The 23,827-nt window shown below is 33.1% G+C and carries 18 protein-coding genes and 1 tRNA gene; 5 read left to right on the plus strand and 14 right to left on the minus strand.

Annotation, left to right across the window (positions count from 1 at the left end; all coding sequences use genetic code 11):
• Positions 1 to 5: 5 nt before the first annotated feature.
• From recQ to aroB, 5 genes are all read right to left on the minus strand, one after another.
• Positions 6 to 2,117 (minus strand): DNA helicase RecQ, encoded by a 2,112-nt coding sequence (gene recQ / locus ACXX80_RS12430; protein ID WP_458553471.1) that lies wholly within the window; start codon positions 2,115 to 2,117, stop codon positions 6 to 8.
• 86 nt (positions 2,118 to 2,203) lie between these two features.
• Positions 2,204 to 2,608 carry a DNA primase gene (locus ACXX80_RS12435; protein WP_417952413.1) on the minus strand — a complete coding sequence of 135 codons (405 nt, stop codon included), beginning with the start codon at positions 2,606 to 2,608 and terminating at the stop codon, positions 2,204 to 2,206.
• 9 nt (positions 2,609 to 2,617) lie between these two features.
• On the minus strand, positions 2,618 to 3,589 hold the full coding sequence (locus ACXX80_RS12440) for a deoxyhypusine synthase family protein (protein ID WP_073208830.1): 972 nt from the start codon (positions 3,587 to 3,589) through the stop codon (positions 2,618 to 2,620).
• A gap of 93 nt (positions 3,590 to 3,682) precedes the next feature.
• On the minus strand, positions 3,683 to 5,086 hold the full coding sequence (locus ACXX80_RS12445) for a type III PLP-dependent enzyme domain-containing protein (protein ID WP_315209746.1): 1,404 nt from the start codon (positions 5,084 to 5,086) through the stop codon (positions 3,683 to 3,685).
• Positions 5,087 to 5,372: 286 nt separating this feature from the next.
• On the minus strand, positions 5,373 to 6,440 hold the full coding sequence (aroB, locus tag ACXX80_RS12450; RefSeq protein ID WP_458553472.1) for a 3-dehydroquinate synthase: 1,068 nt from the start codon (positions 6,438 to 6,440) through the stop codon (positions 5,373 to 5,375).
• A gap of 92 nt (positions 6,441 to 6,532) precedes the next feature.
• Between aroB and ACXX80_RS12455 the strand changes: the two genes are divergently transcribed.
• Positions 6,533 to 7,702: a proline dehydrogenase family protein gene (locus tag ACXX80_RS12455; protein ID WP_417952415.1), complete on the plus strand. Its 1,170-nt coding sequence runs from the start codon at positions 6,533 to 6,535 to the stop codon at positions 7,700 to 7,702.
• A 157-nt stretch (positions 7,703 to 7,859) separates the two neighbouring features.
• Here ACXX80_RS12455 and ACXX80_RS12460 read toward each other — a convergent pair whose 3' ends face one another.
• A complete protein-coding gene (locus tag ACXX80_RS12460) occupies positions 7,860 to 9,647 on the minus strand; it encodes an ABC transporter ATP-binding protein (protein ID WP_458553473.1) in 1,788 nt (595 codons plus the stop codon).
• Between the two features lie 212 nt (positions 9,648 to 9,859).
• Between ACXX80_RS12460 and ACXX80_RS12465 the strand changes: the two genes are divergently transcribed.
• Positions 9,860 to 9,934, plus strand: a tRNA-Val gene (locus ACXX80_RS12465).
• Positions 9,935 to 10,024: 90 nt separating this feature from the next.
• Here ACXX80_RS12465 and ACXX80_RS12470 read toward each other — a convergent pair.
• Positions 10,025 to 11,494: an FAD-dependent oxidoreductase gene (locus tag ACXX80_RS12470; RefSeq protein ID WP_458553474.1), complete on the minus strand. Its 1,470-nt coding sequence runs from the start codon at positions 11,492 to 11,494 to the stop codon at positions 10,025 to 10,027.
• Between the two features lie 511 nt (positions 11,495 to 12,005).
• Here ACXX80_RS12470 and ACXX80_RS12475 point away from each other — a divergent pair.
• Positions 12,006 to 12,761, plus strand: coding sequence for a LuxR C-terminal-related transcriptional regulator (locus ACXX80_RS12475; protein ID WP_458553475.1), 756 nt, complete (start codon positions 12,006 to 12,008; stop codon positions 12,759 to 12,761).
• A gap of 505 nt (positions 12,762 to 13,266) precedes the next feature.
• Positions 13,267 to 14,955, plus strand: a complete 1,689-nt coding sequence (locus ACXX80_RS12480; RefSeq protein WP_458553476.1) for a hypothetical protein — start codon at positions 13,267 to 13,269, stop codon at positions 14,953 to 14,955.
• Positions 14,956 to 15,342: 387 nt separating this feature from the next.
• On the opposite strand, the gene ACXX80_RS12485 is transcribed toward ACXX80_RS12480, so the two are convergent.
• The 7 genes from ACXX80_RS12485 to ACXX80_RS12515 all read right to left on the minus strand — a co-directional run bounded on the left by ACXX80_RS12485 (position 15,343) and on the right by ACXX80_RS12515 (position 21,425).
• Complete coding sequence (locus ACXX80_RS12485) at positions 15,343 to 16,275, minus strand: transglutaminase (RefSeq protein WP_458553477.1); 933 nt, start codon at positions 16,273 to 16,275, stop codon at positions 15,343 to 15,345.
• 20 nt (positions 16,276 to 16,295) lie between these two features.
• Entirely contained in the window at positions 16,296 to 17,147 is an 852-nt protein-coding gene (locus ACXX80_RS12490; RefSeq protein ID WP_458553478.1) for a substrate-binding domain-containing protein, read from the minus strand.
• Positions 17,147 to 17,674, minus strand: a complete 528-nt coding sequence (locus ACXX80_RS12495) for a GNAT family N-acetyltransferase (protein ID WP_458553479.1) — start codon at positions 17,672 to 17,674, stop codon at positions 17,147 to 17,149. Before ACXX80_RS12495 ends, ACXX80_RS12490 begins: the two co-directional genes overlap by 1 nt.
• A gap of 116 nt (positions 17,675 to 17,790) precedes the next feature.
• The gene (locus ACXX80_RS12500) at positions 17,791 to 18,915 is read right to left on the minus strand and encodes an SDR family oxidoreductase (protein WP_458553480.1); all 1,125 of its coding nucleotides are present in this window, start codon (positions 18,913 to 18,915) and stop codon (positions 17,791 to 17,793) included.
• Between the two features lie 93 nt (positions 18,916 to 19,008).
• Complete coding sequence (locus ACXX80_RS12505) at positions 19,009 to 19,878, minus strand: nucleoside phosphorylase (RefSeq protein WP_458553481.1); 870 nt, start codon at positions 19,876 to 19,878, stop codon at positions 19,009 to 19,011.
• 119 nt (positions 19,879 to 19,997) lie between these two features.
• A complete protein-coding gene (locus ACXX80_RS12510; RefSeq protein WP_458553482.1) occupies positions 19,998 to 20,327 on the minus strand; it encodes a translation initiation factor in 330 nt (109 codons plus the stop codon).
• A 147-nt stretch (positions 20,328 to 20,474) separates the two neighbouring features.
• Positions 20,475 to 21,425, minus strand: coding sequence for an isopenicillin N synthase family dioxygenase (locus ACXX80_RS12515; RefSeq protein WP_458553483.1), 951 nt, complete (start codon positions 21,423 to 21,425; stop codon positions 20,475 to 20,477).
• 171 nt (positions 21,426 to 21,596) lie between these two features.
• On the opposite strand from ACXX80_RS12515, the gene ACXX80_RS12520 reads away from it, so the two are divergent.
• Complete coding sequence (locus tag ACXX80_RS12520) at positions 21,597 to 23,573, plus strand: alpha-ketoacid dehydrogenase subunit alpha/beta (RefSeq protein ID WP_458553484.1); 1,977 nt, start codon at positions 21,597 to 21,599, stop codon at positions 23,571 to 23,573.
• Positions 23,574 to 23,827 lie beyond the last annotated feature (254 nt).

Below are 23,827 nucleotides of genomic sequence, written 5' to 3' on the forward strand. Positions count from 1 at the left end.
ATGTATTAAAGCACAGCATTCTCTTTTTCTATTACTGCTAATGCTAATCGGATTTTACCATAATCTATTTTTTCTTCAAAATAATCAAAATAGGGTTTCAAGGCATTAGGTGATTCCAGTTTTATTTGCGCTTCGGCAATTTGCGATACTTCTTCTTTTGAGATAAACGAATCTAAATCTATGTCAGCGCCATCAACATAAAGTTTCGCTAAATGGGACATAATAGTACTTAATCCTAATTTTCTTTTTTGAGCAATTTCCTCAACAGAAAATCCGTTTTTATAAAGTTCCAGTGTTTCTTTGTAGGTTGTGGCTTCTTTTTTCTTTTTAGTTCCTTTTGCTTTTTGGAAATCTTGAATAACTTTTATAAAAGCATCGCCATATTTTTCCAGTTTTGCTTTACCAACACCATCAATTGCTAGTAATTCGGTATCACTCATCGGTCTTTCGGTTTCCATTTGGCGTAAAGCTGCATCACTGAAAATTACATAAGCAGGAACAGACTCTTCTTTAGAAATTTCATAACGTAATTTTCGTAAGGTTTCAAAAAGCGAATTAGCTACTGTTTTGTTTTTCGTTTCTTTGATTTCTTGCTTCTCGATATTGATTTTCTGAACCGTCGTCAGTTGTACTTTTTCGCCTTCAAACAATACTTTTTTAGCCAGAGAAGTAAGTCGAATTTTGTTTTGCTTATGAAAAGCAATCTCACAGTACCCAAGATTTATCAATTGTATCAAATATTGATTCCAGTCATACCATGAAAGATCAACACCAACGCCATACGTTTTTAGGTTTTGGTATTCTTTTTCATAAATATAAGCATTTTTTGAACCGCGTAAAAAGTCAATAATTACAGGCAGTGGTTCGGTTTCCTGTAACCAAATAATTGCCGATAATGCTTTTTGAGCAATTATTGATCCGTCGAAAAAAAGCGGCGGATTTTTACAGATATCACAATTTTCACAATTTTCTGTAACGAGTTCGCCAAAATAGGATAGCAATATTTTTCTGCGACAACTCAACGCATCGGCATATTGTTTCATTCGCTCCAATTTAGCCAGTTGTACTTCGGCGTTTAAACCTTGAGAAGCAAATTTTTGCAATTGTATCACATCGCCATAACTTTCGAACAATACGGTTTCTGATGGCAAACCATCGCGACCTGCACGACCAATTTCCTGATAATAACCTTCAATATTTTTCGGTAGGTTGTAGTGAATTACCCACCGAACATTTGATTTATCAATTCCCATCCCAAAAGCAATGGTTGCACATACCACTTTGCAATCATCATTGATAAATTCATCTTGTGTTTTCGAGCGAATTTTATTGTCTAAACCGGCGTGATAGGCCTTAGCACTAATGCCTATTTTTTGTAACTTTTCGGCCAGTTCTTCGGTTGTTTTTCTGCTCAAGCAATATACAATCCCGGATTCGTTTGGTTTTTCTTGGATGAAATCTATTATTTGTTTGACTCTGTCCAAAGCAGGACGCACTTCTAAACTTAAATTTTTCCGATCAAAAGATGCTACAAATAGTTTTGGATTTTTAAGATTTAATTGTTCGCTAATGTCTTTACGTGTAGCTTTATCGGCAGTGGCAGTTAAAGCTAAGATTGGAGTAGAAGGGAAGCGATTTTTTAGATATCCAAGATTTGTGTATGCTGGTCTGAAATCATGTCCCCATGATGAAATGCAATGCGCTTCATCAATAGCGATAAGACTTATGGTCAAACTATTGAAAATATTGTCCAGAAAAGATAAGCTTTCCGGAGCAATATAAACTAACTTAATTGTATTAGATTTTAAGCGTTCTATATAAAATTGTCGTTCCTCTTCGGTTTGACTGCTGTTGATAAAACACGCTTCAATTCCATTGGCTTTCAAGCCATCGACTTGATCTTTCATCAAAGCGATAAGCGGGGAAATTACGATTGTAATTCCGGGAAAGAGTAATGCTGGTAATTGAAAACAAATTGATTTTCCACCACCTGTTGGCATAATTGCCAGAGTATCTTGCCCAGAGAGAATACAATTTATTATTTCCTCTTGGTTGGGTCTGAATTTTTCAAAACCAAAGTTTTCTTTGAGTTTGGCATATAAAATTTGATTAGTCATTTTGGCTTATATTTAGAATTATAAAGTTATAAAAAAAGGAACTCGTGAATGAGTTCCTTTTTATAAATATATTTAAATGGGATTAATTAATCCTCATCTTCGTCATCGTCTTCATCTGAAAAATCTTTTTCGTCAGAATCGTCATCGTCCTCATCATCTCCTGAATCAGAATCTGGTTTGTCGATAGCGTCTTCATCATCGTCATCATCAATATCGTCATCTAAATCAAGACCTTTGATTGGTTCAACAACATCGTCTAAGATTATTTCATCATCCTCATCATAATTTTCAATTCTATCAGCAAGTTTAGTGCTCACTTTTACTAAATAAATAGTGTCTTCAGTTCGTACTTCAACTGCTTCAACTAATTCATTTTTAGCGTTTCTAAAACTTATAATGTTTGAATCATCATAACCATCTGGAAATTTATCCACCAATAGGTTTAAAATTTCATTGGTAAGTTTTGCGTAATCAACAATTACTCTCTTCATAAAAATATTCTATAAATCTAATAAATAAGCGAAAATTAATGGTGCTACAATGGTAGCATCCGACTCAATAATAAACTTAGGGGTTTTAATGTCTAATTTACCCCAAGTTATTTTTTCATTTGGTACAGCTCCAGAATACGAACCATAACTGGTTGTTGAATCTGAAATCTGACAGAAATAGCTCCAAAATGGAATGTCATGCATTTCCATATCTTGGTACAGCATTGGTACCACACATATTGGAAAATCTCCAGCAATACCACCACCAATTTGAAAGAAACCTACACCATTGGTACTATTTTTTGGATACCAGTCAGATAAGAAAACCATATATTCAATACCGGATTTCATTGTAGAAGCTTTCAAATCTCCTTTAATTACATACGATGCAAATATATTTCCCATGGTACTGTCTTCCCATCCCGGTACAATAATAGGTAAATTTTTCTCAGCAGCTGCATACATCCAACTGTCTTTTAAGTCAATTTCATAATATTCTTCAAGAACACCTGAAAGTAACATTTTGTACATAAATTCATGCGGAAAATATCTTTCGCCTTTGTCATCTGCATCTTTCCAGATTTTGTAAATATGCTTTTGCAAACGACGGAAAGCTTCATGTTCCGGAATACAAGTATCTGTAACACGATTTAAACCTCTTTCTAATAAATCCCATTCGTCCTGAGGGGTCAAATCACGATAATTTGGTACTCTTTCGTAATGAGAATGAGCTACTAAATTCATGATGTCTTCTTCAAGATTTGCACCAGTACAAGAAATAATATGAACTTTGTCCTGACGGATTATCTCGGAAAAAATCTTTCCAATCTCTGCTGTACTCATAGCTCCAGCCATGCTTACCATCATTTTTGCACCATTGGCTAATTGTTGTTCGTAAGCCTTAGCTGCGTCAACTAAAGATGCAGAATTAAAATGCAAATAATGCTTTTCAATAAACTGACTGATTGGTCCTTTGCTCATTTTTTAAAATTTAAATACTTAAAAACCATTATATCAGAAATAACATTTCAAATTTAACGAATTTTTAAATTGACTAATTGAATTATTGTGAATTTATTTTTTCTTGTCGTAACCTAATATTTTCAAGACATCTTCAGAGGTTTGTTGTTCCGAGAAGACCTCAGTTGCTAAAAATCCGTTCTCATCTCTGTCTATCAATATGTGTTTCGGCTGTGGAATAAGGCAGTGATGTAAACCTCCGTATCCACCAATTGTTTCTTGATAGGCACCCGTATTAAAGAATCCAATATATAAAGGTTTTTCTTTATTATACTTTGGCAAATAAATAGCATTCATGTTTTGTTCTGAGTTGTAATAATCATCGCTATCACAAGTCATTCCGCCCAATAAAACCCTCTCGTAAGCATCATTCCAACGATTTACTGCCAGCATGATAAAACGTTTGTTAATTGCCCAAGTATCTGGTAAAGTAGTGATGAATGAAGAGTCAATCATGTTCCACTTTTCTCTATCATTTTGTTGTTTTTGATACAATATCTGGTAAATAGCTCCGCCGCTTTCACCTACAGTATATGAACCAAATTCAGTAAAAATATTTGGAACATCAACTTCGGCTTCATCGCAAGCTATTTTTATCTGATTGATGATTTCATCAATCATATATTGATAATCATATTCAAATGCCAAGGAATTTTTTATTGGAAAACCTCCACCAATATTTAATCCGTCAAGAGTAGGGCATTCTTTTTTCAATGCCACATAAACCTTGATACATTTTACTAATTCATTCCAGTAGTAGGCATTGTCATTAATACCTGTATTGATAAAAAAGTGCAACATTTTCAGTTCCAATTTCTTATTTTCTTTGATTTCCTTTTTGTAAAACGGAACAATATTTTTGTATCCAATTCCCAATCTAGAAGTATAAAACTCAAATTTAGGCTCTTCTTCTGCGGCAATTCTAATTCCTATTTTGAATTTATTTTTTATCTGACCTTGAAGCAAATCAAGTTCTTCATAATTATCAATAATTGGAATCGTATTTTTATGACCAGTATTAATAAGTCGCGCTATGTTCTCAATATATTGATCTCTTTTGAAACCATTACAAATTACATACGTGCTTTTATTTATTTTACCGTTTGCCAATAAATTTTCAACTATATTAATGTCAAAAGCAGATGACGTTTCAATATGGATGTTATTCTTAAAAGCTTCATTCATTATATATTCAAAATGAGAACTTTTTGTACAATAGCAATAGTAATATTTTGCCTCATACTTGTTTTTTTCCATTGATTTACGAAACCAGCTTTTGGCTTTGTTAATGTTGTTGGAAATTTGAGGTAAATAAGTAAATTTTAATGGAGTACCATATTTCTCTACTAGTTTCATCAAATCAATATTGTGAAACTGAAGATTATCTTTGTTTAAAGTAAATTCTTCTTGTGGAAAGTAATAGGTTTGATTTATTAAATCAGAATATTTTGTATTCATTGTTTTTTAGAATTATAGATTAAAATAGTGTATGCAATTTAATCTAAAATTCAAACTCTGATATTTGCATAAACGATTTGAAGCTTCTCGTTTTCTGCTTTCATATATTGGAAAATGTCAAAACTGAAGTTTCCTTTAATAGAATAAAACCGCTTCAATATTCTCAGAAAAGACATATTGTTTCGGGTTTTATTAGAACTATAATTTCGCTTGTTTTGACTTTTTTTCATTGATGCAAATGTAAAAAATATTATATACGCAATGCAATCCTTTTTATAAAAAATAATTAAGATTTATAATCTTGAAACGCTTCAAGAATTAATTCATTTTCAACCGATTGATTGATTTTTATTTTTCCGATACCTTCTATTAAAGCAAACTGAATGTTACCATACTCATTTTTTTTGTCGTGAATCAGTAAATCTAAAATAGGTTCGATGTCGTTTTCCTCAAAAATGATATCGTCATATATAGACTTTATGCATGATTTTATTTGAGAATACTCTTCTGGACTAATTAGGTTCTTATGTAATGAAATGTAACTTTCTAATATCATCCCAATGGCAATCGCTTCTCCGTGTAATAAAGTAGTTTTATTTTCATTTTCCAGAAAATAACTTTCAATGGCATGACCCAATGTGTGGCCAAAATTCAATGATTTTCGGATATTTTTCTCAGTAGGATCTTGTATTACAATTTCATTTTTTATTTCAACAGAACGATAGATTAGCGTGTCAAAATCAGCAAAATCTATTGATTTTAAATCCAAGAATTGTTCCCAATATTCCTTATCAAATATTAAACCGTGTTTTAACATTTCCGCAAGACCGGAACGCATTTCATTTTGTGGTACCGTTTCAAGATATTGCGTATCGATAAGTACCATTATTGGAACATTTATAACACCAATTTGGTTTTTTAAATTTCCTAAATCAACCCCATTTTTCCCACCTACAGATGCATCAACCATCGATAGTAGCGTAGTAGGAATGTGAATAAAATCAACTCCGCGCTTGAATGTTGAAGCAACAAAACCACCTAAATCTGTAACAACGCCACCACCCAGATTAATTACAAGACTTTTTCTGTCAGCACCAAGTTCTGTTAACACATTCCAAATTTGGACGCAAGTCTCAATGTTTTTATTTTCTTCACCGGCATCAAATTCAATAATTTCAATAGTAAGATCGGTTTCTAAAAAAGGAAGAAATTTTGGTATACAAAACTCATTTGTATTACTGTCTACAATAATAAAAAGTTTGGAATACTTATTTTCTGTCAAATGAAGGTTTAAGGCTTCATATCCTTTTTCGTTGAAATGAATCGGATAACTGTTGGCTTGAATTGATTGCATCTGTATTGATTAATTGGAACCGCAAAATAAGGCAATTTTTGCTAAATAATATTCAAAACTCTGTCTATATTTGTACAAAAATTTAACAAATAATGGAAAAAATATTCAATAATACTCAAGTTGCATTTTCATTAAAAAGTGATACGGAACTTGATAGAGCTTATTTTCTTTTCAAAATGATTGATAATCAGCCTCTAGTTCGAATAGGAACTGCGGTTACTAATTTTGCCCTAAAAGCGAATCTTCCGGTGGAAGGTTTAATACGAGCTACGGTTTTTGACCATTTCTGTGGTGGAGTAAATGAAGTGGACTGTCTTTCTGTAGTTGATAAAATGTACACTAAAGGAGTTTCATCTGTTTTAGATTATTCTGTAGAAGGAAAAGAGGAAGAAGAGCAGTTTGATGCTGCGCTTGAAATGACTTTAAAAACCATTGAATTTGCCAAAGAACGCCAAGCGATTCCTTTTGCAGTTTTTAAACCAACCGGTTTTGGTCGTTTTGAATTGTATGAGAAATTGGGAGAAAAACAAACGTTAACTCCAGAAGAACAAGCAGAATGGAATAGAGTAGTGGCCCGTTTTGATTTAGTCTGTAAAGATGCTCATGCAAAAAATGTTGCCTTGTTGATTGATGGAGAAGAAAGTTGGATGCAAGACGCAGCGGATGATTTAGTTACCGAAATGATGCGTAAATACAATAAAGAAAAAGCAATTGTTTTCAATACATTGCAAATGTACCGTTGGGATCGTTTGGATTACTTGAAAAAATTACACGAACTAGCTAAAAAAGACGGATTCTTCATTGGAATGAAATTAGTTCGTGGCGCTTACATGGAAAAAGAAATTGCACGTGCGGAAGAAAAAGGATATCCATCGCCAATATGCGCTTCAAAAGAAGCAACAGATGAAAATTATGATGCTGCAGTTCGCTATATGATTGATCATTTAGATACCATGTCTATTTTTGCAGGAACCCATAATGAGTTAAGTACCTATACGTTGATGGAATTAATGCAGGAAAAAGGAATTAAAACTAACGATGACAGAATCTGGTTTGGTCAATTGTACGGAATGAGTGACAATATCAGTTACAATCTAGCTGCTCATGGATACAATGTCGCTAAATACTTGCCTTTTGGACCTGTAAAAGATGTGATGCCGTACTTAATTCGTCGTGCTGAAGAAAATACTTCGGTAGCCGGACAAACGAGTCGTGAATTGACATTGATCAAAACAGAACGCAACAGAAGAAAAGGGAAATAGTCAATCTAAAATATAACACGGATTTACTTAGTAAAGACACGGATGAAAACTGATTTTAGTTGTATTAACAACATGAGAAAATCAATTTTTGTCCGTGTTTTCGCTTTTGCGAATCCGTATTATCAGTGTCCAAAAATAATGGTAATGTAGTTTAAATTTAAGAATTGCTAAACTGCAGATTACTTAAATTTTTATAGATACCATTTTCTAAAGCTATTAATTCCTGATGTGTTCCTTGTTCTGTAATTTTTCCTTTATCCAAAACCAAAATTTGATCTGCACTTCGAATGGTTGAAAGACGGTGCGCAATAATGATGCTGGTTCTTCCTTCCATTAAAATCTCTAAGGCTTCTTGAACTAGTTTTTCACTTTCGCTGTCTAATGATGATGTGGCTTCATCCAGAATCAAAATACTTGGGTTTTTCAATAAAGCTCTGGCAATTGCAATACGTTGTCTTTGTCCTCCAGAAAGTTTAATGCCTCTTTCTCCCACAATAGTTTCAAATTTTTCAGGGAAACTTTCGATAAAATTATAAGCATTAGCTTGTTTTGAAGCGGTAACAATTTCTTCTTCGGTGGCATTTGGTTTTCCATAAGCTATATTCTCTCTGATGGTTCCTCCAAATAATATCACATCTTGCGGTACAATACTCATGTTTCCACGAAGACTTTCTAAATCAAAATCATAAATATTTTTTCCGTCAACCAATATTTCTCCTTCATCAATATTATAAAAACGTAATAGAAGCGAAGCAATCGTCGATTTTCCAGTTCCACTCGGGCCCACAATAGCTATTTTTTGACCAAAATTAGCCGTAAAACTGACGTCTTTCAATACTTTGATTTCTTTTCTCGAATGATAACTGAACGCAACATTTTTGAAGGTAACATTACCTTTTATCTTCTGGGCTTCAGCAGTATTTTGAATGGAATTAATTTTTTCAGGAGTTTCATCTAATAATTCAAAAACACGTTCCGTTGCTCCAATTGCTTTTTGGATTTGGGCATAAAGCTCTGCAATTCCACCAAAAGAAGCACCTACAAATGTGGAATACAATACGAAAGAAATCAATTGTCCCACGCTCATTTCTCCGCTGATGCTCAATCTAACGCCATACCAAACTACGGCTACTATAGCTCCAAAAAGACAGAAGATAATGAATGAAGCAAAGTAGCCTCGGTATTTTCCACCTTTAATAGCTATTTTAACGACTTCTTTTATTTTTCCGTTGTAACGGGCAATTTCGTACCACTCATTGGCGAAAGCCTTGACAATACTGATGCCTTGCATGGTTTCTTCAACAATTACTTGACTTTCGGCAACTTTATCTTGAACATTTTTTGAATATTTCCTGATGAACCGTCCAAAAATAACGGCGGCTACAGCGACTAGCGGAACTACGGATAACATTAATAATGTCAATTTGATACTTTCGTTTGCCAATAAAAGAACACCACCAATTATTAGAATAAATTGTCTTAAAAATTCGGCAATTGTAGACGTTAAAGTGTCTTGTATTTGTGTTATATCAGAACTTATTCGACTGTTTAATTCCCCTACACGCTTTTGCGAAAAAAATGACATCGGTAGTTTTACCAAATTACTGTAAAGTGCTACTCTAAGATTAGCCAATGTATTTTCAGTGAAATTGACAAATAAATACAGTCTGAAAAACGAAAATATAGATTGTAGAAATAAGATTATAATTAGTCCACCTGCGATCATATTTGCCTGAGAGTTATCTTTGTTTTTTACACAATCGATAAGCATTCCCATTAATTTAGGAAAAGCAAGAGCAGTCGCTCCTGTAAATAATAAAAAAATTAAACCTATATAAAATTTCCAACGGTGATTTCCTGCATATTGAAATATTACAGTTGCTTTTTGGAGTGAACTTGCAGTAATTTTTGATTTTGGTAAATCGTTTTCTTTGAACCTGGCCATTATCTATTGTTTATGTCACAAATGTAAGACTATAACGAATCAATACAAAAAAATACTAGAGTTTCATGCTTAGCATAAAGTGCTATAATAGAGCGTTAAAGCAAATGATGTTAATATTTTATTGATTTTTTTTACAATTCTGCTTGCAGATATGAATTCTAGCTGTATATTTGCACTCGCAATAAGGAAATGAAAATAACCAAATTGTACTAGGGCGATTAGCTCAGCTGGTTCAGAGCACCTCGTTTACACCGAGGGGGTCGGGGGTTCGAACCCCTCATCGCCCACAAAAAACTCCATTAGAAATAATGGAGTTTTTTTTATGTCTTGACTTTTTTAAAACCTCTGAGCTATAAATGGCAGATAACAGGATTATGTTATGCGTCTTTTTTCTTTAGAATTCGTCCCCTTGGCTCATCACCCTCATAAAGCACAATTTCAGAATGTAAAAACTGTGCTGCTGCCGCTGAATCATTCACTTTTGTAGCACTGCGTTCTAACATTTCTGATTCAAACTCCGTTAATACGCTTTCCCTTATTCCAACTTTTCTCCATTGAGATAAAGGCCTGCATCCTCTTGAGATCACGCGAGCCAATGATAGTGCATCTAGCAGCGCTTGATTTGCACCTTGTCCTTTGAATGGACTCATAGGGTGAGCTGCATCTCCAATCAGAGTTACTTTCTGTGTTTTTGACAATAATCCTGGTTCGAGTAATTCCCGGTCATACACAGGATAGCCAGAAATCTGTGCTTCTAGTGTCGCTTCTAAAATTTGAGGAATAGGATTGTGCCACTGAGTTCTACGACACGCTTCTTCCTTTAGTGCTTGAGGTCCTTGAGCACTTAACGCCTTAGCATCTTCTTCTGGCATTGGGAAACTCAATTGCCACATTACGGAGTCTGAAGCATAAGGCATCATATAGATTCGCTCATTACCATTGGCAGTTTGAAATACTGTGGCCGAATCCAGTAATGGACTATTAAGACCTTTGAGTGCTTTCAAAGGACAGATGCCTAATATCACAATACAACCGAGATAGCGTAAAGGACTACTATCATCACCAATCAGTAATCTTCGTACAGAACTTCGAATTCCATCGGCTCCAACTACGAGATCCGCCTTGGCAGTCTTGATTTTCCCATCCACTTGAAAGCTTAGATCAACACCTTTGCCCTCACATTCCTTAAAATCTATTAACTGATGTCCCCACTGTACCGAATCCTGTCCGCCAAGTTGTTGCAGTAACGCTAATCGCAAAGATTGTCTTGAGATATGCACATTGGTACGTTTTTGAAAAGTTTTAGCATCCGATTGGATCCACTTTCTTATTCCCCATTCACCAATAACTTTTCCTTCTGTAGTATGAACCACATGTCTTGTGGAAATCACACCTTCCTCTAATGAAAAAACACCCAGTCCTTCAATTGCTTTACTTGCTTGCTGCAAAGTAAGTCCATATCCCTGAGACCTGGCTTCAAAATTATCATCGCGCTCATAAAGTGTAAAAGGAATTCCGCGGTGCAAACAAGCGACAGCAAGAGCTACGCCTCCAATACCTCCTCCAATAATGGCAAGGTGTGGATAGTTTTCTTGATCTGCCATAGGAGAATTGGCTGCTGGAATTAAACCTGATCCGGAACATTTTGGGCAGGAGTGAAGGTGCCCTTTAGGAAGGACAGGAAAACTCCCCTCGCCATTCGTCTTTTTAAACTGATCTAATGCTATCTGATAGTGGAGTCGCGCTTTCTTAGTTAGTCCTCGACTTTTCTTGCCTCTTCCTTGACATTCTAGGCACATAGTCCAGCTTATTTCTTCATTTCCCACTTTTTTCACTTCATTATTCATTTAACTAATGCTGGTCCTAATTATTAACTTCTATACAATTTAACGGCAGAAATATATATTTTTCAGCGTTTTGCCACTTGTGGCAATTGCGTAACTTTAAAGCAAAAGATTTACAACACAAAACTACTTTTTCAAATTGAAATAGAAGGATTTTATAAAGCTATTTTATTAAGACATACGAAAGAATAATTATCATACATATTTATAAGAATATAGTTATAATAATGTAATTTTCTTATTTCGGAGTTTAGCAATTGTAAAGTAAAAAAATACTAATAAAATAAAGGGTTTTTAAATAGATTTGAATATAGTATAAAGCTTCACAGTCATTTGATTTTGGAGGTATTTATTTATAAAAGCGTATATTAATAGTAGTTAGTCTTTTAATATGTTTTATTTACTTACAAAAATTGGCTTAAATTTCATAAAACAATGTGTATTATTGAAGGATTATATTTATTTTTGAAATTAACATTGTTTTATGTTAAATTGTTAAACCTATATTATTTCGATGCTTCCAGAAATTCAAAATTTGTATAATGTTTGGCACCCAAACAGAATAGCTAAGGACAATACTAAACCTCAAATTTCTTTTGATGAACTTACTAATTCAATAATTAGTACAGGACCATTTTATTTTTACATTATAGATTTTTTTGACATGACGCTTTCTCATATTAGCCCAAGGATAGCAGAAATTCATGGATTTGATCCCAAAAAAATTTCTTTTAATGATATATTAGGAGCTATTCATCCTGAGGATATTGATTTTGTTACCAAAGCTGAAAAATATTCAACCGAATTTTTTTACGAAAAAGTGGGTTTTGAAAAAATGTTAAACTATAAAGTAAGTTATAGTTTTAGATTTCGGTTAAAAAATGGAGAATATGCGATTTTTAACCATCAATCGCTTATGCTTTCATTAGATGATAGTGGCGGTCTAGGAAAATCATTAAATATTCATACTCGAATAGATCATTTAAGTAATTTTAATACCTACAAGGTTTCTTTTATTGGACTTAATGGTGAACCATCTTTTATGAATCTAATTCCGGATAAAAAAAATCAGGATTTAAAAGAATTTTCTAAAAGAGAAATTGATATTATAAAGTTGATTGCAAGCGGTTTAAATAATATCGAAATAGCAGATAAATTATGTATCAGTAACCAAACCGTAAAAAAACACCGCGCCAACATTCTGAAGAAATCTGACTCCAAAAACACTGCCCAATTGATTAAAAATTGCACCCTTCAAGGAATTATTTAGAATTCAATTTCAAAAAAAAATACTCCTTTTGGGGTATTTTTTTTGATTTAAAGTTTCTTTAAATTTGATTCTTAAAAAAAAAATCTCAAAATATAAAGAGGATGGTCAAAATACTAATAAAAACCATTATACTTTTTATTTTTTTAACAAGTGCAAATGATATTTCGTAATTAAAAATAGTGAATCTTACTTTTTATTTAAAAAACATTTAGACATTCTTATGGTGTCAAATAGTAATATATTTTGGAATACAATCAAAACTAATTTTATTAGTAATACCATTACTCTTACTCTATTTGAGAAACAGCTCTTATTCCCCTTCAAAAAGAGAACAAATCTTTCGCTTAATAAAAAAAACACAAGATACCGTTAATAAAAAAATATTGAAAAAGAAAATGGATACTGAAAAATGGAGATGCATTCAACCCAACCCAAAAATAATAGCAGCCAAAAAAGCGGAGGAAGAGGAATTTAAAAAAAAGTAAAAATTAAAATTATGAAAATTATGAAAAACAAAATTGCACTACCCGTTATATTTTTAATAGTTCTATTTTCAATAATATCTTGCTCAAAAGATGAAAGCCAAGAAGTTGCAGATACACAATCTTCAAGTGTTTTGCAATACACACTTGTAGAAACAGAAGCAACACCTGGTGATATAGTGGAGATTAAATCTGAGCAAAAAATCATAGAAGAGGCAATAAATATTACTTTAAATAATAATACTGTTAACGCCTACGCTACAAGTGAATATTCCTATAAATTTATTGTACCTGTTTTAAATTCTGGAAACTATGACATTAAGCTTTCAAATTTAGATAAAAATTCAATCCTGACCCTAAAAATTAATACCTACACATCTATTACCAAACCTGAAGAAATAATTGATGATTTTATTCTAAAAAGAGATAAATGTTTTGAGGAGATAAAAAAAATAGGTTCATCACTAGAAACAATAACATTAATTGATCAAATTAAACAGGAATGGGATTTACAATATGGTAAATGTAATAACGAAGAAAAAAAGTTATTGGCTTATTTGTTACAAAAAAACAGTATTAACCCTGAATGGTTTAATAATACAAAACCATTTCCTGATAGTTATTACAGTAGACTGAGTAATACAAATAGCGATATAGGAGACGCATTAGTTGAAGAAGCCCTAAATTTTGTTACTGCACAATCTATTTGCGTTGCTTCGATTGGTTTTACTACAGTATCAGCAGGTCTTTTTTACAAATGGCCAAATGGTTATACAGCTGCTGCTACTGCTGCTAGTTTATCAGTATTCATTATTTCCAGAGAAATAGCAATTAAGAAGGGCGTAGAAGTAGCCACACTAAAAGGTTTCGCAAATGCGATTTCTGATGTATTTACTCAAAAAATGGCTAGTTCAGAATTAGTTAATAATATAGAAAATGACATCAGTCTGTCAGTGGATTTTAGAAATTTAAGTGGTGCTGACCGCGCTATTCAAGCGGATATTACAAATGCTTTTAATGGGGAAAGTAAATTAACTGAAGAAGACTCCAAAATAAAACTGATCTATGATAATGCTGTCAAATTTACTGAAAAATTAAAAGGATTATATCCAAGTTATACTCCCGTTATTGGTAACAAACCTCAACGTAAAATGAATCTAACCGTTTTGGACAAAGATATAATTATTAAAGGATCTAGTGATCCCAAGATTAGTATTAGCACAAGTTTAGTGGATGGAGTCAGAAAGATTAAAGCAACTTCAGATAGTAAAGATGATCTTAATTTTTATTTAAAAATTGGCTATAGGCGCTCTATAGATGGCAAAGAATTAACCAAAGATATTCCCTATATATTTAAAGCTATAAAACCTATTGATTCAACAACATATTACACTAAATTAATGATAGGAAATTGCGTTTTAAATTTTGGCACATCAAAAGAAAAACAATTTTATATTTTAAAAGACGATGGCTCTTTCTTGCAAACTGGTGGAGTTGATGGAAATGGGAATAGTTATACAACTCATGAATGTGTTTCAAAATTTAATACTTGGAATGTGTATAAAGGAATAAAAGGTTATTCAATAGCTTTGAAAAAACCTTATGAATCTAGAAATTATGATTCTCTAATTATTAATAAAGGGAATATAGAATTTACCAATGCTTTTAATACATGTTCTAGCGGATGTAGTCCTCCAAAACCTTGTTGGTAATAAAATGTCTTGTCCTGAATAACCGATACAGATTATTAGATAAAAAAATATTTAATTAAACACTTGCAAAAACGTTTTTGCAAGTGTTTTTTGTTTTATATGTCCTCATTTTAATTTGACTTTGTAAATGTATTTTGTTTGGAGTGAGCAAGAAATTAGAGGTTTTAAAACAATTGTCGTTTTTAATATTATAATTTACAGCTTGATATTAATTGTGAAATAATTAAAATTATAATATTATACTTGTTAAAATTTATTATTTTAATAATTTAAAAAACTAGAACTATATTGTAAATGTCCAATTACTTAAAATAGTTTAATAACGGAAGCGTTTTCACTTTAGAAAAGCATTCTTAACCTGAAGAGTTTAATTTTTTTTAAGTAGAATCATTCCAATGTCAATGCACCGAGAATTTCTTCTGACATAAAAGGTCCACCCGGATATTTGGCCGTATAATCCAGATTCATCCAGATTTGACCGCGCTCATCAACGTGATAATGAAGTTTATTTTTATTGCTTTCATTTACAAATAGTACATTTTTAATTAGAAAATTGACTTTTTCTAAATCCGTCAGAGAGCCTATCAGTATTTCTGGGTAAATATGTCCAGTAGTATGGATTAAACGGGGAGTTCCACCGATAGATTTGATACTGGCAGCCATTAGTATCGAATGATCATCACAATCTCCGGAAAAATAAAGCAGTGATTCCGTAGCCGTTGCGATATAATCTCGTGCTTTTGGGTCGCTTACGTAATTCCATCGGCTATTTATTTCTTTGAAAACGGCGAAGCATTGTATGATGGTTCTGTAATCAGAATACCCTTTTACATCTTTAAAATGCTTAGATGTAGCCATAACTGCAAAATTCCTGATTTTAGGATTTTGATATTCTATGGCATTGATAATTTTTGATTTATTGGGAAACGGAAGTAACTTGGCGATAATAATATCTTGTGGATATGGATTATCAGACATCGTGTACATTATCGAATTATAATCTTCAAAAACACTGTTAAATCCATAGTTTCCAATTGTAGAGCCGTACACTAAAACCAATAAATATAGAATAATACAAAAGAGGATAATCGTTCTTAAGAATCGAAGGATGATTTGAATTATTACAATCATCACCAAAAACAGCACTACTCTGTCAATATTCAAAAACCAGTTGGGGTTAATTAAATTTTGATGAACAATGATAAATAATGGAATAGCAATTAATATGTTCAGGATAAAAATAATAACGTCATCCCAAGGTTTTTTGACCTGGAATCGCTGTTTAATACCCTGAAAATTAATTTCTTTTATTTTTATCATAGTAAAATAAAAACAGAAATCTAGACTGTTTTTACAATATCCTCAAAAGTACCTTTTTTATCGATAATTTTAAGTTGAAAAAGTTGATTTTGAACTTTGTTTAACATTTCAGTTGATAATGGCTTTTGTGACCATTGTGTTAACGATAGCCATTCTTGAATATCTTCTGTTTTTTGATGGTAATTTGAAGCTAAGGTTTTATCAATACTTGGAATATCTTTAAAATCTTCTGTAGTTTGATTAATGATTGCAAGAATTTTTGAAATAAGCACTGCATTATTTTCTAAAACTTCTTCACGAACCGCAATTACAAAACAGGGCCAAGGAGTAGGGCAATCAGCAATTCGTCGGAAAATACCTTTATCGACTAATGGTTTGGTCATGAAGCGTTCCCACATAAAATAATCGGCAGTTCCGTTTGTCAAAGCTTCAACAGCGCCGTCGATAGTATTTATAATTTCAAATTCCAAATTATCAGTATTCCATCCTTGATTGTCAGCATTGACATACGCCATTAATTGAGAACCTGAACCCAATCTGGAAATGGCAACTTTTTTGTTTTCTAAATCAGCCAATGTCTTATAATTGGAGTTTGCCGCTACATGAATTCCCCAAATCAATGGGCTTTCCACATACACTTGAAGTATTTTGCTCGGGTTTCCGGCAACGATATCTTTTACAATTCCTTCGGTGAGAATTACGGCAATATCCGTTTCGCCCTCTCGAAGCATTTGGCACATTTTTCCGGTTCCTTCAGGAACATCAGTCCATTGTAAATCGATATTTTCTTTTTCGAAATCTCCGTTTTCTATGGCTAAATGCCAAGGAAGATTAAAATGTTCCGGAACTCCAGCTATTTTTATTGTTTTCATTATAAGTTAGGATTTTTTAATTCGTACCAATTCCAAGAAACGTCGTCTTCCAGATATTTTTCGGTCATTTTCAGTCCAATTTTTTGCAATATTCTGTTTGAAGCGATATTATCCGTATGAGCTGCGGCTTCCATGATTTTGATTTCCATTACATTAAAACCATAATCCAGCCATGCAAAACTAGCTTCACTAGCATATCCTTTTCCCCAGAATTTTTCGTTTAATCGATAGCCAATATCGTAGAAATTAATTTTGTTATTGACCATTTCGGTGTTGTATTTTAATCCGGCCCAACCAATTAATTCTTCGGTTTCTTTCAAAATAACAACAAATCGTCCAATATTATTTTGAACATACTGTGTTCTGACAGATTCGATATATGAATGTACTTCGCTGATATCCGTCAATGGTTTGTTCCAAAGATATTGATGTACCTTAGGATTGCTGTCCATTTCAAATAAAGCTTCTGCATCTGAAACGAGCATTTCTCGTAAAATTAAGCGGTCGGTTTCTAAAATAAGATTCATGTTTTTATTGAAAATTTGATGTTGAATGATTTAGCCCTGATAGCAGTGAAAATCCTTTTTCTTTTTTCTTTAAAAAGGAAAAGATTAAAACGTATAGCAGGAAATAGCTCCTAAAATTACACATTAATATCTTTAAAATTATTTAATATCGCATACCGAATCATATTGGTGAATGCCTTCTGATCCAGTTTTGGTATTTCAAGAATGGAATTCAACAAAGTGGTATCGTATTCATTCGCAGCTGTTGTAAAATAAGGGCTTAAGTGTTTTCCAATACTTTCATAATACAATTTTTCGATTGTGTTTTTATATTTAAAGTCTAACGAATTTTGTATTAAAGTAAAATTGGTATAGCCAACTTCCTTCATAATCAATCCCAATCCATTTACCATATTGAAACTTTTATTATGAACAATATTAAGCTGTTCTATATCGTCTCTTTCAAAAGTATTTACAATCACTTTTGCGACATAATCGACAGGAATAATATTCAAAACGGTGTCTTCATTGACGATAAAACGCACATTTTCTTGATCTCCTTTTCGTTGGGAAGTGAAGTGAAAGAATTTAGCCAAAAGATAAAAAACCATATATTTCGATATAAAATACTGATTCTCTGTTCCTAACATTTTGCCTCCAATCACACTTGGACGCAGAATTTGAAATGGCAAGCCTATTTTTTTAGATTCTTGTGCTATAAAATTTTCCGAGTGGAATTTTGCATTTTCATACGCATTGCGATGCTCTGGTTTGAATCCTAAACTATGAAAATTATTGTCAATCAATCCATTTCGGTTTCCAGACGAAAAAGCAGTTCCTATGTAAATGAACTTTTTTATGAAAGGATGAAATAGATTGAAAAGGGATTTTGTAATTTTGGTATTTTCGTCAAAAATCTTTTCTCGTTGCTCTTCATCGGTAGATAAATTTACGAATCCAGCCGAATGAATGAAATAAGCATCTTTTATTTGGCTTGAAAAAGTGTCCTGAATAACAGCCAAATCAGTATCAATGATTTCAATGTATTCGTGCAGTTTTGCGATGCCTTTGTCTTTTATGATTTTTGGTGTATAACTGCTGGATAAGAGCTCGTTTATGCGATCTAAAGCAGATTTTTTGCCTTTATTTCGTGCAATTATAAAAAGTTTTCCATCAATTTTAGTAGTGATGAAAAGCTCCAGAATTTCGTACATGATGTGAGATCCCAGAACTCCTGTTGCACCTGTAAGTATTATTTTCATTATCGTTTTGTTCTAAAAACAAATGTAGTTTTAAAAAAATTAAAAGCACTTTTTTAAAACTACAAATGGGTACGCTTTTGAAAATTAATTTCTCTATCCTAAAGCAATTTTTTCTAATGTATACACAATCAATTCATCAACTGCTTTGTATGGATCTTCACTAAACGTTCCCGAAGCACGATTGGCAATTATCGCGTTTAATGACAATGCGTTGTGTCCTAAAAGCGCCGAAAGTCCATAAATTGCTGCTGTTTCCATCTCTAAGTTTGTGATTTGGTTGTCACCAAATTTAAAATTATCCATTTTAGAATTCAATTCTTCATCTTGAATATTCAAACGCAACACTCGACCTTGTGGACCGTAAAAACCACCTGCAGTTGCGGTAATTCCTTTGTGCATTTTGTCGCTTTCAATTATTTTTTCCAGTTTTTCGGAACAAGCAATCACGTATGGTTTTCCTTTTCGTAAATCCCAATTGGTGTGTTTCACAAAAGCATCTTCCATCTCAAGATTTGAAACTTCGTCAATTAGATAGGAGCGGAGCATGTTATCCAGTCCTAATCCAAATTTTGACATCACAAAACTATCCACAGGAATATCGGCTTGTAAGGAACCCGATGTTCCAATTCGGATGATGTTTAAAGAAGTCAGTTTTTCTTTTGGTTTACGGGTTTCTAAATCAATGTTTACTAAAGCATCCAGTTCATTGATAACGATATCAATATTGTCAGGACCAATTCCCGTAGACATTACAGTAATTCGTTTGCCTTTGAAAATTCCGGTTTGGGTTTTGAATTCTCTTTTTTGAGTCGAAAATTCAATGCTGTCAAAAAATTGAGTGATTTTCTCCACGCGATTTTGATCACCTACAAAGATGATATCGTGTGCAATATGTTCTGGTTTTAAGTTCAAATGGTATACGCTACCGTCTGGATTTAATATTAATTCTGATGATTGTATCATTACTTTTATATTTTTTTCCTCTCCCAAGCCCTCTCCAAAGGAAAGGGAGCCAGTTCCTGATTTAGATTATATTTTTTATTTTGGTTTGGTTCCTCCCCTTCGGGGAGGTCAGGAGGGGATTAACCACCAACTCGTTTTACTTTAAATCCTTTTTCTTTTAAAATAATCATTATTTTATCACGGTAATCACCTTGAATAATAATAGAATCGTCTTTAAAAGTGCCGCCAACACTTAATTTGGTTTTGATTTCCTTGGCAAGAATTTTAAAATCCTCGTCGCTTCCTTCGTAACCCTCAATTATAGTTGTTGCTTTTCCTTTACGCTTTTCGAATTTACAAATCATTGGCTCTTTTTGAACATATAATTCGTGTGCCACTTCATCAACCGGCTCTTCAGGTGATGGTTCGTGATCAGGAAAAAGATTTTTTAATTGGTCTTGTAAGTCCATTTTTTAAAAATTAATTGATTATTAAACCATTAAGAAATTAAGAAAATTAAGTTTTTATTGCTCATAAAGGACTTTAATTTCTTAATGGTAAAAAAACAAAAAGACATCAAGCGAACTCGATGTCTTCCTTGAACTATAAATTAAGTATTATTTTTTAATAAGCCCTAAATCTACTAAGCGCTCGTATAAATAAGCTCCTGCAGTAATATCGTCAAATTGTTTTGGATGGTCTGCATCAATACAGTTTTCTAGACAATCCAATTTCATATCACTCACCGGATGCATAAAAAATGGAATAGAATAACGCGAAGTTCCCCATAATTCTCTTGGTGGGTTAACAACTTGATGAATCGTAGATTTCAATTTGTTATTCGTATGACGCGATAACATATCACCCACATTAATGACTAATTCATCCGGTTCAGCAATGGCATCAATCCATTCTCCGTTGTGATTTTGCACTTGTAACCCTTTTCCTTGCGCACCCATCAACAAAGTAATCAAATTGATATCACCGTGAGCAGCAGCACGAATTGCATTTGCTGGTTCAGATGTGATTGGTGGATAATGAATAGGTCTTAAGATTGAATTTCCGTCTTTAGCATATTGGTCAAAATAAAACTCATCTAAACCAAGGTGTAAAGCCAAAGCTCTTAAAACATAAACACCGGTTTTTTCGAGCATTTGGTAGGCTTCTTTACCTACAACATTAAAACGTGGAAGTTCTTTAACTTCAACATTTTCTGGGTATTCCGAAGCGTATTTTGAATCTTTAGACACATATTGTCCAAAGTGCCAAAATTCCTTTAAATCGCCTTCTTTTCTGCCTTTGGCATGCTCTGTCCCAAAAGAAACATACCCTCTTTGTCCGCCAATTCCAGGGATTTCATAACTGTGTTTTGTTTCTAAAGGTAAAGCGAAAAAATTTCTGATTTCACCATACAATTCATCAACAAGTTGGTCGTTTAAAAAATGCCCTTTGAGTGCTACGAAGCCAATATCTTCAAATGCACTTCCGATTTCATTTACAAATTTTTGTTTACGTTTCGGGTCGTCCGAAAGGAAATCACGCAAGTCAACACTAGGAATGTTTTGCATACTTTTAAATATTTTTTAATAACATGAAGGCTAAAAACCTTGCAGATACAAATGTAAAGAATAATTTTATATCTGAATTTTAAAACTTATAAACAATATAAAAAAATATAACAAAATAACACTAAACTGTTATATTTTTTTATCTTTGAACCATACAATAAAACCAAAAAAATGATCTTCGACAGAAAAAATCTTACTGACAATCAATTATTAGATTTATATAAACGAATACTAAAACCGCGACTTATAGAGGAAAAAATGTTAATCCTTATTCGTCAAGGTAAAGTCTCTAAATGGTTCTCTGGAATTGGTCAAGAGGCAATTTCTGTTGGTGTCACAGCAGTTTTAGATTCGGATGAGTACATTTTGCCAATGCACAGAAATCTTGGTGTTTTCACCGGACGAGACATTCCGTTGTATCGCCTTTTCTCGCAATGGCAAGGTAAAGCTAATGGTTTTACCAAAGGTCGTGATCGAAGTTTTCACTTTGGAACCCAACAATACAAGATTATTGGTATGATTTCGCATTTAGGTCCGCAATTAGGCGTTGCTGACGGAATTGCTTTGGCCAATAAACTCAAGAAAAACGGAAAAGTAACCGCAGTATTTACAGGAGAAGGAGCAACAAGCGAAGGCGATTTTCATGAAGCATTGAATATTGCTTCGGTTTGGGAATTGCCGGTGATGTTTGTCATAGAGAATAACGGTTATGGACTTTCGACACCAACCAATGAGCAATATCGTTGTGAAAACCTGGCCGATAAAGGGAAAGGCTACGGAATGGAAAGTCATATTGTTGATGGAAATAATATACTGGAAGTGTTTAATTTGTTATCTGAATTGAAGGCTTCGATGAAAGAAAATCCACGTCCGGTTTTATTGGAATTCAAAACTTTCAGAATGCGTGGGCATGAAGAGGCGAGTGGGACCAAATATGTTCCGCAAGAGTTAATGGATATGTGGGCGATTAAAGATCCAGTAGAAAACTATAAAAAATACTTGGCAGAAAACGGAGTTCTTACCGCTGATTTTGATGCGGCTTTACATGCTGAAATAAAGAAGGATATTGATGAAAGTTTGACTATTGCCAATGCCGAACCTGAGATCGAATCTTCATTAAGTGAAGAGCTAAATGACGTTTACAAACCTTATGTATTCGAGCAAGTTAATCCTTCAAAAGAAAAAGAAAATATTCGTTTTATAGATGCGATTTCTACTAGTTTGAGACAATCAATGGAACGCCATGAAAACTCCGTAATCATGGGCCAGGATATTGCTGAATATGGTGGTGCTTTCAAAATCACGGATGGTTTTGTAGCACAGTTTGGTAAAGAACGTGTTATCAATACACCAATTTGTGAAAGTGCAGTCGTTTCGGCAGGAATGGGATTATCTATTAATGGATACAAAGCGATTGTGGAAATGCAGTTTGCCGATTTTGTTTCCACAGGATTCAATCCAATAGTCAATTTATTAGCCAAATCTCATTACCGTTGGTTAGAAAAAGCAGATGTTGTAGTTCGAATGCCTTGTGGTGGAGGAACTCAAGCTGGGCCTTTTCATTCGCAAACAAATGAAGCTTGGTTTACTAAAACCCCAGGTTTAAAAGTAGTTTATCCGGCATTTCCGTATGATGCCAAAGGACTTTTGAATACTTCTATAAACGACCCGAATCCGGTATTATTCTTTGAGCACAAACAATTGTATCGAAGCGTTTACCAAGATGTACCAAAAGAATATTATACCATTCCATTAGGAAAAGCGGCTTTGTTGAAAGAAGGAAATGATGTTACAATTATTTCGTTTGGAGCAGCGGTACATTGGGCTTTGGAAACTTTAGCAAAAAATCCAGAAATTTCGGCTGATTTATTGGATTTAAGAACTTTACAACCTTTGGATACTGAAGCTATTTTTGCATCGGTAAAGAAAACGGGAAGAGTAATTATTTATCAGGAAGACAGTATGTTTGGTGGAATTGCCAGCGATATTTCGGCAATGATAATGGAAAACTGTTTCAAATATCTTGATGCTCCTGTAAAACGAGTAGCAAGTTTAGATAGTCCAATTCCTTTTACAAAAGCATTGGAAGATCAATATTTGCCAAAAGGTAGATTTGAAAATGAGCTGAAAGAACTTTTGACATACTAATAGTTAAAATTATAATTGGGTTATTTTTAGAGTTTTAATTCTAAAAATAACCTAATATCCAATAGATAATAATAAAAATTAGAATTGTGCCAAAACAGCCACCACCTAATTTTTTGGCTCCGTAACCTGCTAGTATTGTTTTGAAAAATCCGTTCATGATTTTAATTTTTAAGTATTCCTTAAAAGTAATGAATATTTTTTAAACGTAGTGTTTTAATTTAATTTCAAAAATATTTTCTTAATCAGAGCTATTT

It is taken from the genome of Flavobacterium sp. GNP002, from assembly GCF_054343795.1.

Excerpts from the sequence above, each read along its gene's own strand:
- ACXX80_RS12455 (WP_417952415.1), top strand. The coding sequence starts at position 6,533 with ATGGAAAAAATATTCAATAATACTCAAGTTGCATTTTCATTAAAAAGT.
- ACXX80_RS12445 (WP_315209746.1), bottom strand. The coding sequence starts at position 5,086 with ATGAATACAAAATATTCTGATTTAATAAATCAAACCTATTACTTTCCA.
- ACXX80_RS12490 (WP_458553478.1), bottom strand. The coding sequence starts at position 17,147 with ATGAAAACAATAAAAATAGCTGGAGTTCCGGAACATTTTAATCTTCCT.
- recQ (WP_458553471.1), bottom strand. The coding sequence starts at position 2,117 with ATGACTAATCAAATTTTATATGCCAAACTCAAAGAAAACTTTGGTTTT.
- ACXX80_RS12480 (WP_458553476.1), top strand. The coding sequence starts at position 13,267 with ATGAAAAACAAAATTGCACTACCCGTTATATTTTTAATAGTTCTATTT.
- ACXX80_RS12485 (WP_458553477.1), bottom strand. The coding sequence starts at position 16,275 with ATGATAAAAATAAAAGAAATTAATTTTCAGGGTATTAAACAGCGATTC.
- ACXX80_RS12470 (WP_458553474.1), bottom strand. The coding sequence starts at position 11,494 with ATGAATAATGAAGTGAAAAAAGTGGGAAATGAAGAAATAAGCTGGACT.
- ACXX80_RS12460 (WP_458553473.1), bottom strand. The coding sequence starts at position 9,647 with ATGGCCAGGTTCAAAGAAAACGATTTACCAAAATCAAAAATTACTGCA.
- ACXX80_RS12515 (WP_458553483.1), bottom strand. The coding sequence starts at position 21,425 with ATGCAAAACATTCCTAGTGTTGACTTGCGTGATTTCCTTTCGGACGAC.
- ACXX80_RS12440 (WP_073208830.1), bottom strand. The coding sequence starts at position 3,589 with ATGAGCAAAGGACCAATCAGTCAGTTTATTGAAAAGCATTATTTGCAT.
- ACXX80_RS12505 (WP_458553481.1), bottom strand. The coding sequence starts at position 19,878 with ATGATACAATCATCAGAATTAATATTAAATCCAGACGGTAGCGTATAC.
- ACXX80_RS12495 (WP_458553479.1), bottom strand. The coding sequence starts at position 17,674 with ATGAATCTTATTTTAGAAACCGACCGCTTAATTTTACGAGAAATGCTC.
- ACXX80_RS12475 (WP_458553475.1), top strand. The coding sequence starts at position 12,006 with ATGCTTCCAGAAATTCAAAATTTGTATAATGTTTGGCACCCAAACAGA.
- ACXX80_RS12500 (WP_458553480.1), bottom strand. The coding sequence starts at position 18,915 with ATGAAAATAATACTTACAGGTGCAACAGGAGTTCTGGGATCTCACATC.
- ACXX80_RS12520 (WP_458553484.1), top strand. The coding sequence starts at position 21,597 with ATGATCTTCGACAGAAAAAATCTTACTGACAATCAATTATTAGATTTA.
- aroB (WP_458553472.1), bottom strand. The coding sequence starts at position 6,440 with ATGCAATCAATTCAAGCCAACAGTTATCCGATTCATTTCAACGAAAAA.
- ACXX80_RS12435 (WP_417952413.1), bottom strand. The coding sequence starts at position 2,608 with ATGAAGAGAGTAATTGTTGATTACGCAAAACTTACCAATGAAATTTTA.
- ACXX80_RS12510 (WP_458553482.1), bottom strand. The coding sequence starts at position 20,327 with ATGGACTTACAAGACCAATTAAAAAATCTTTTTCCTGATCACGAACCA.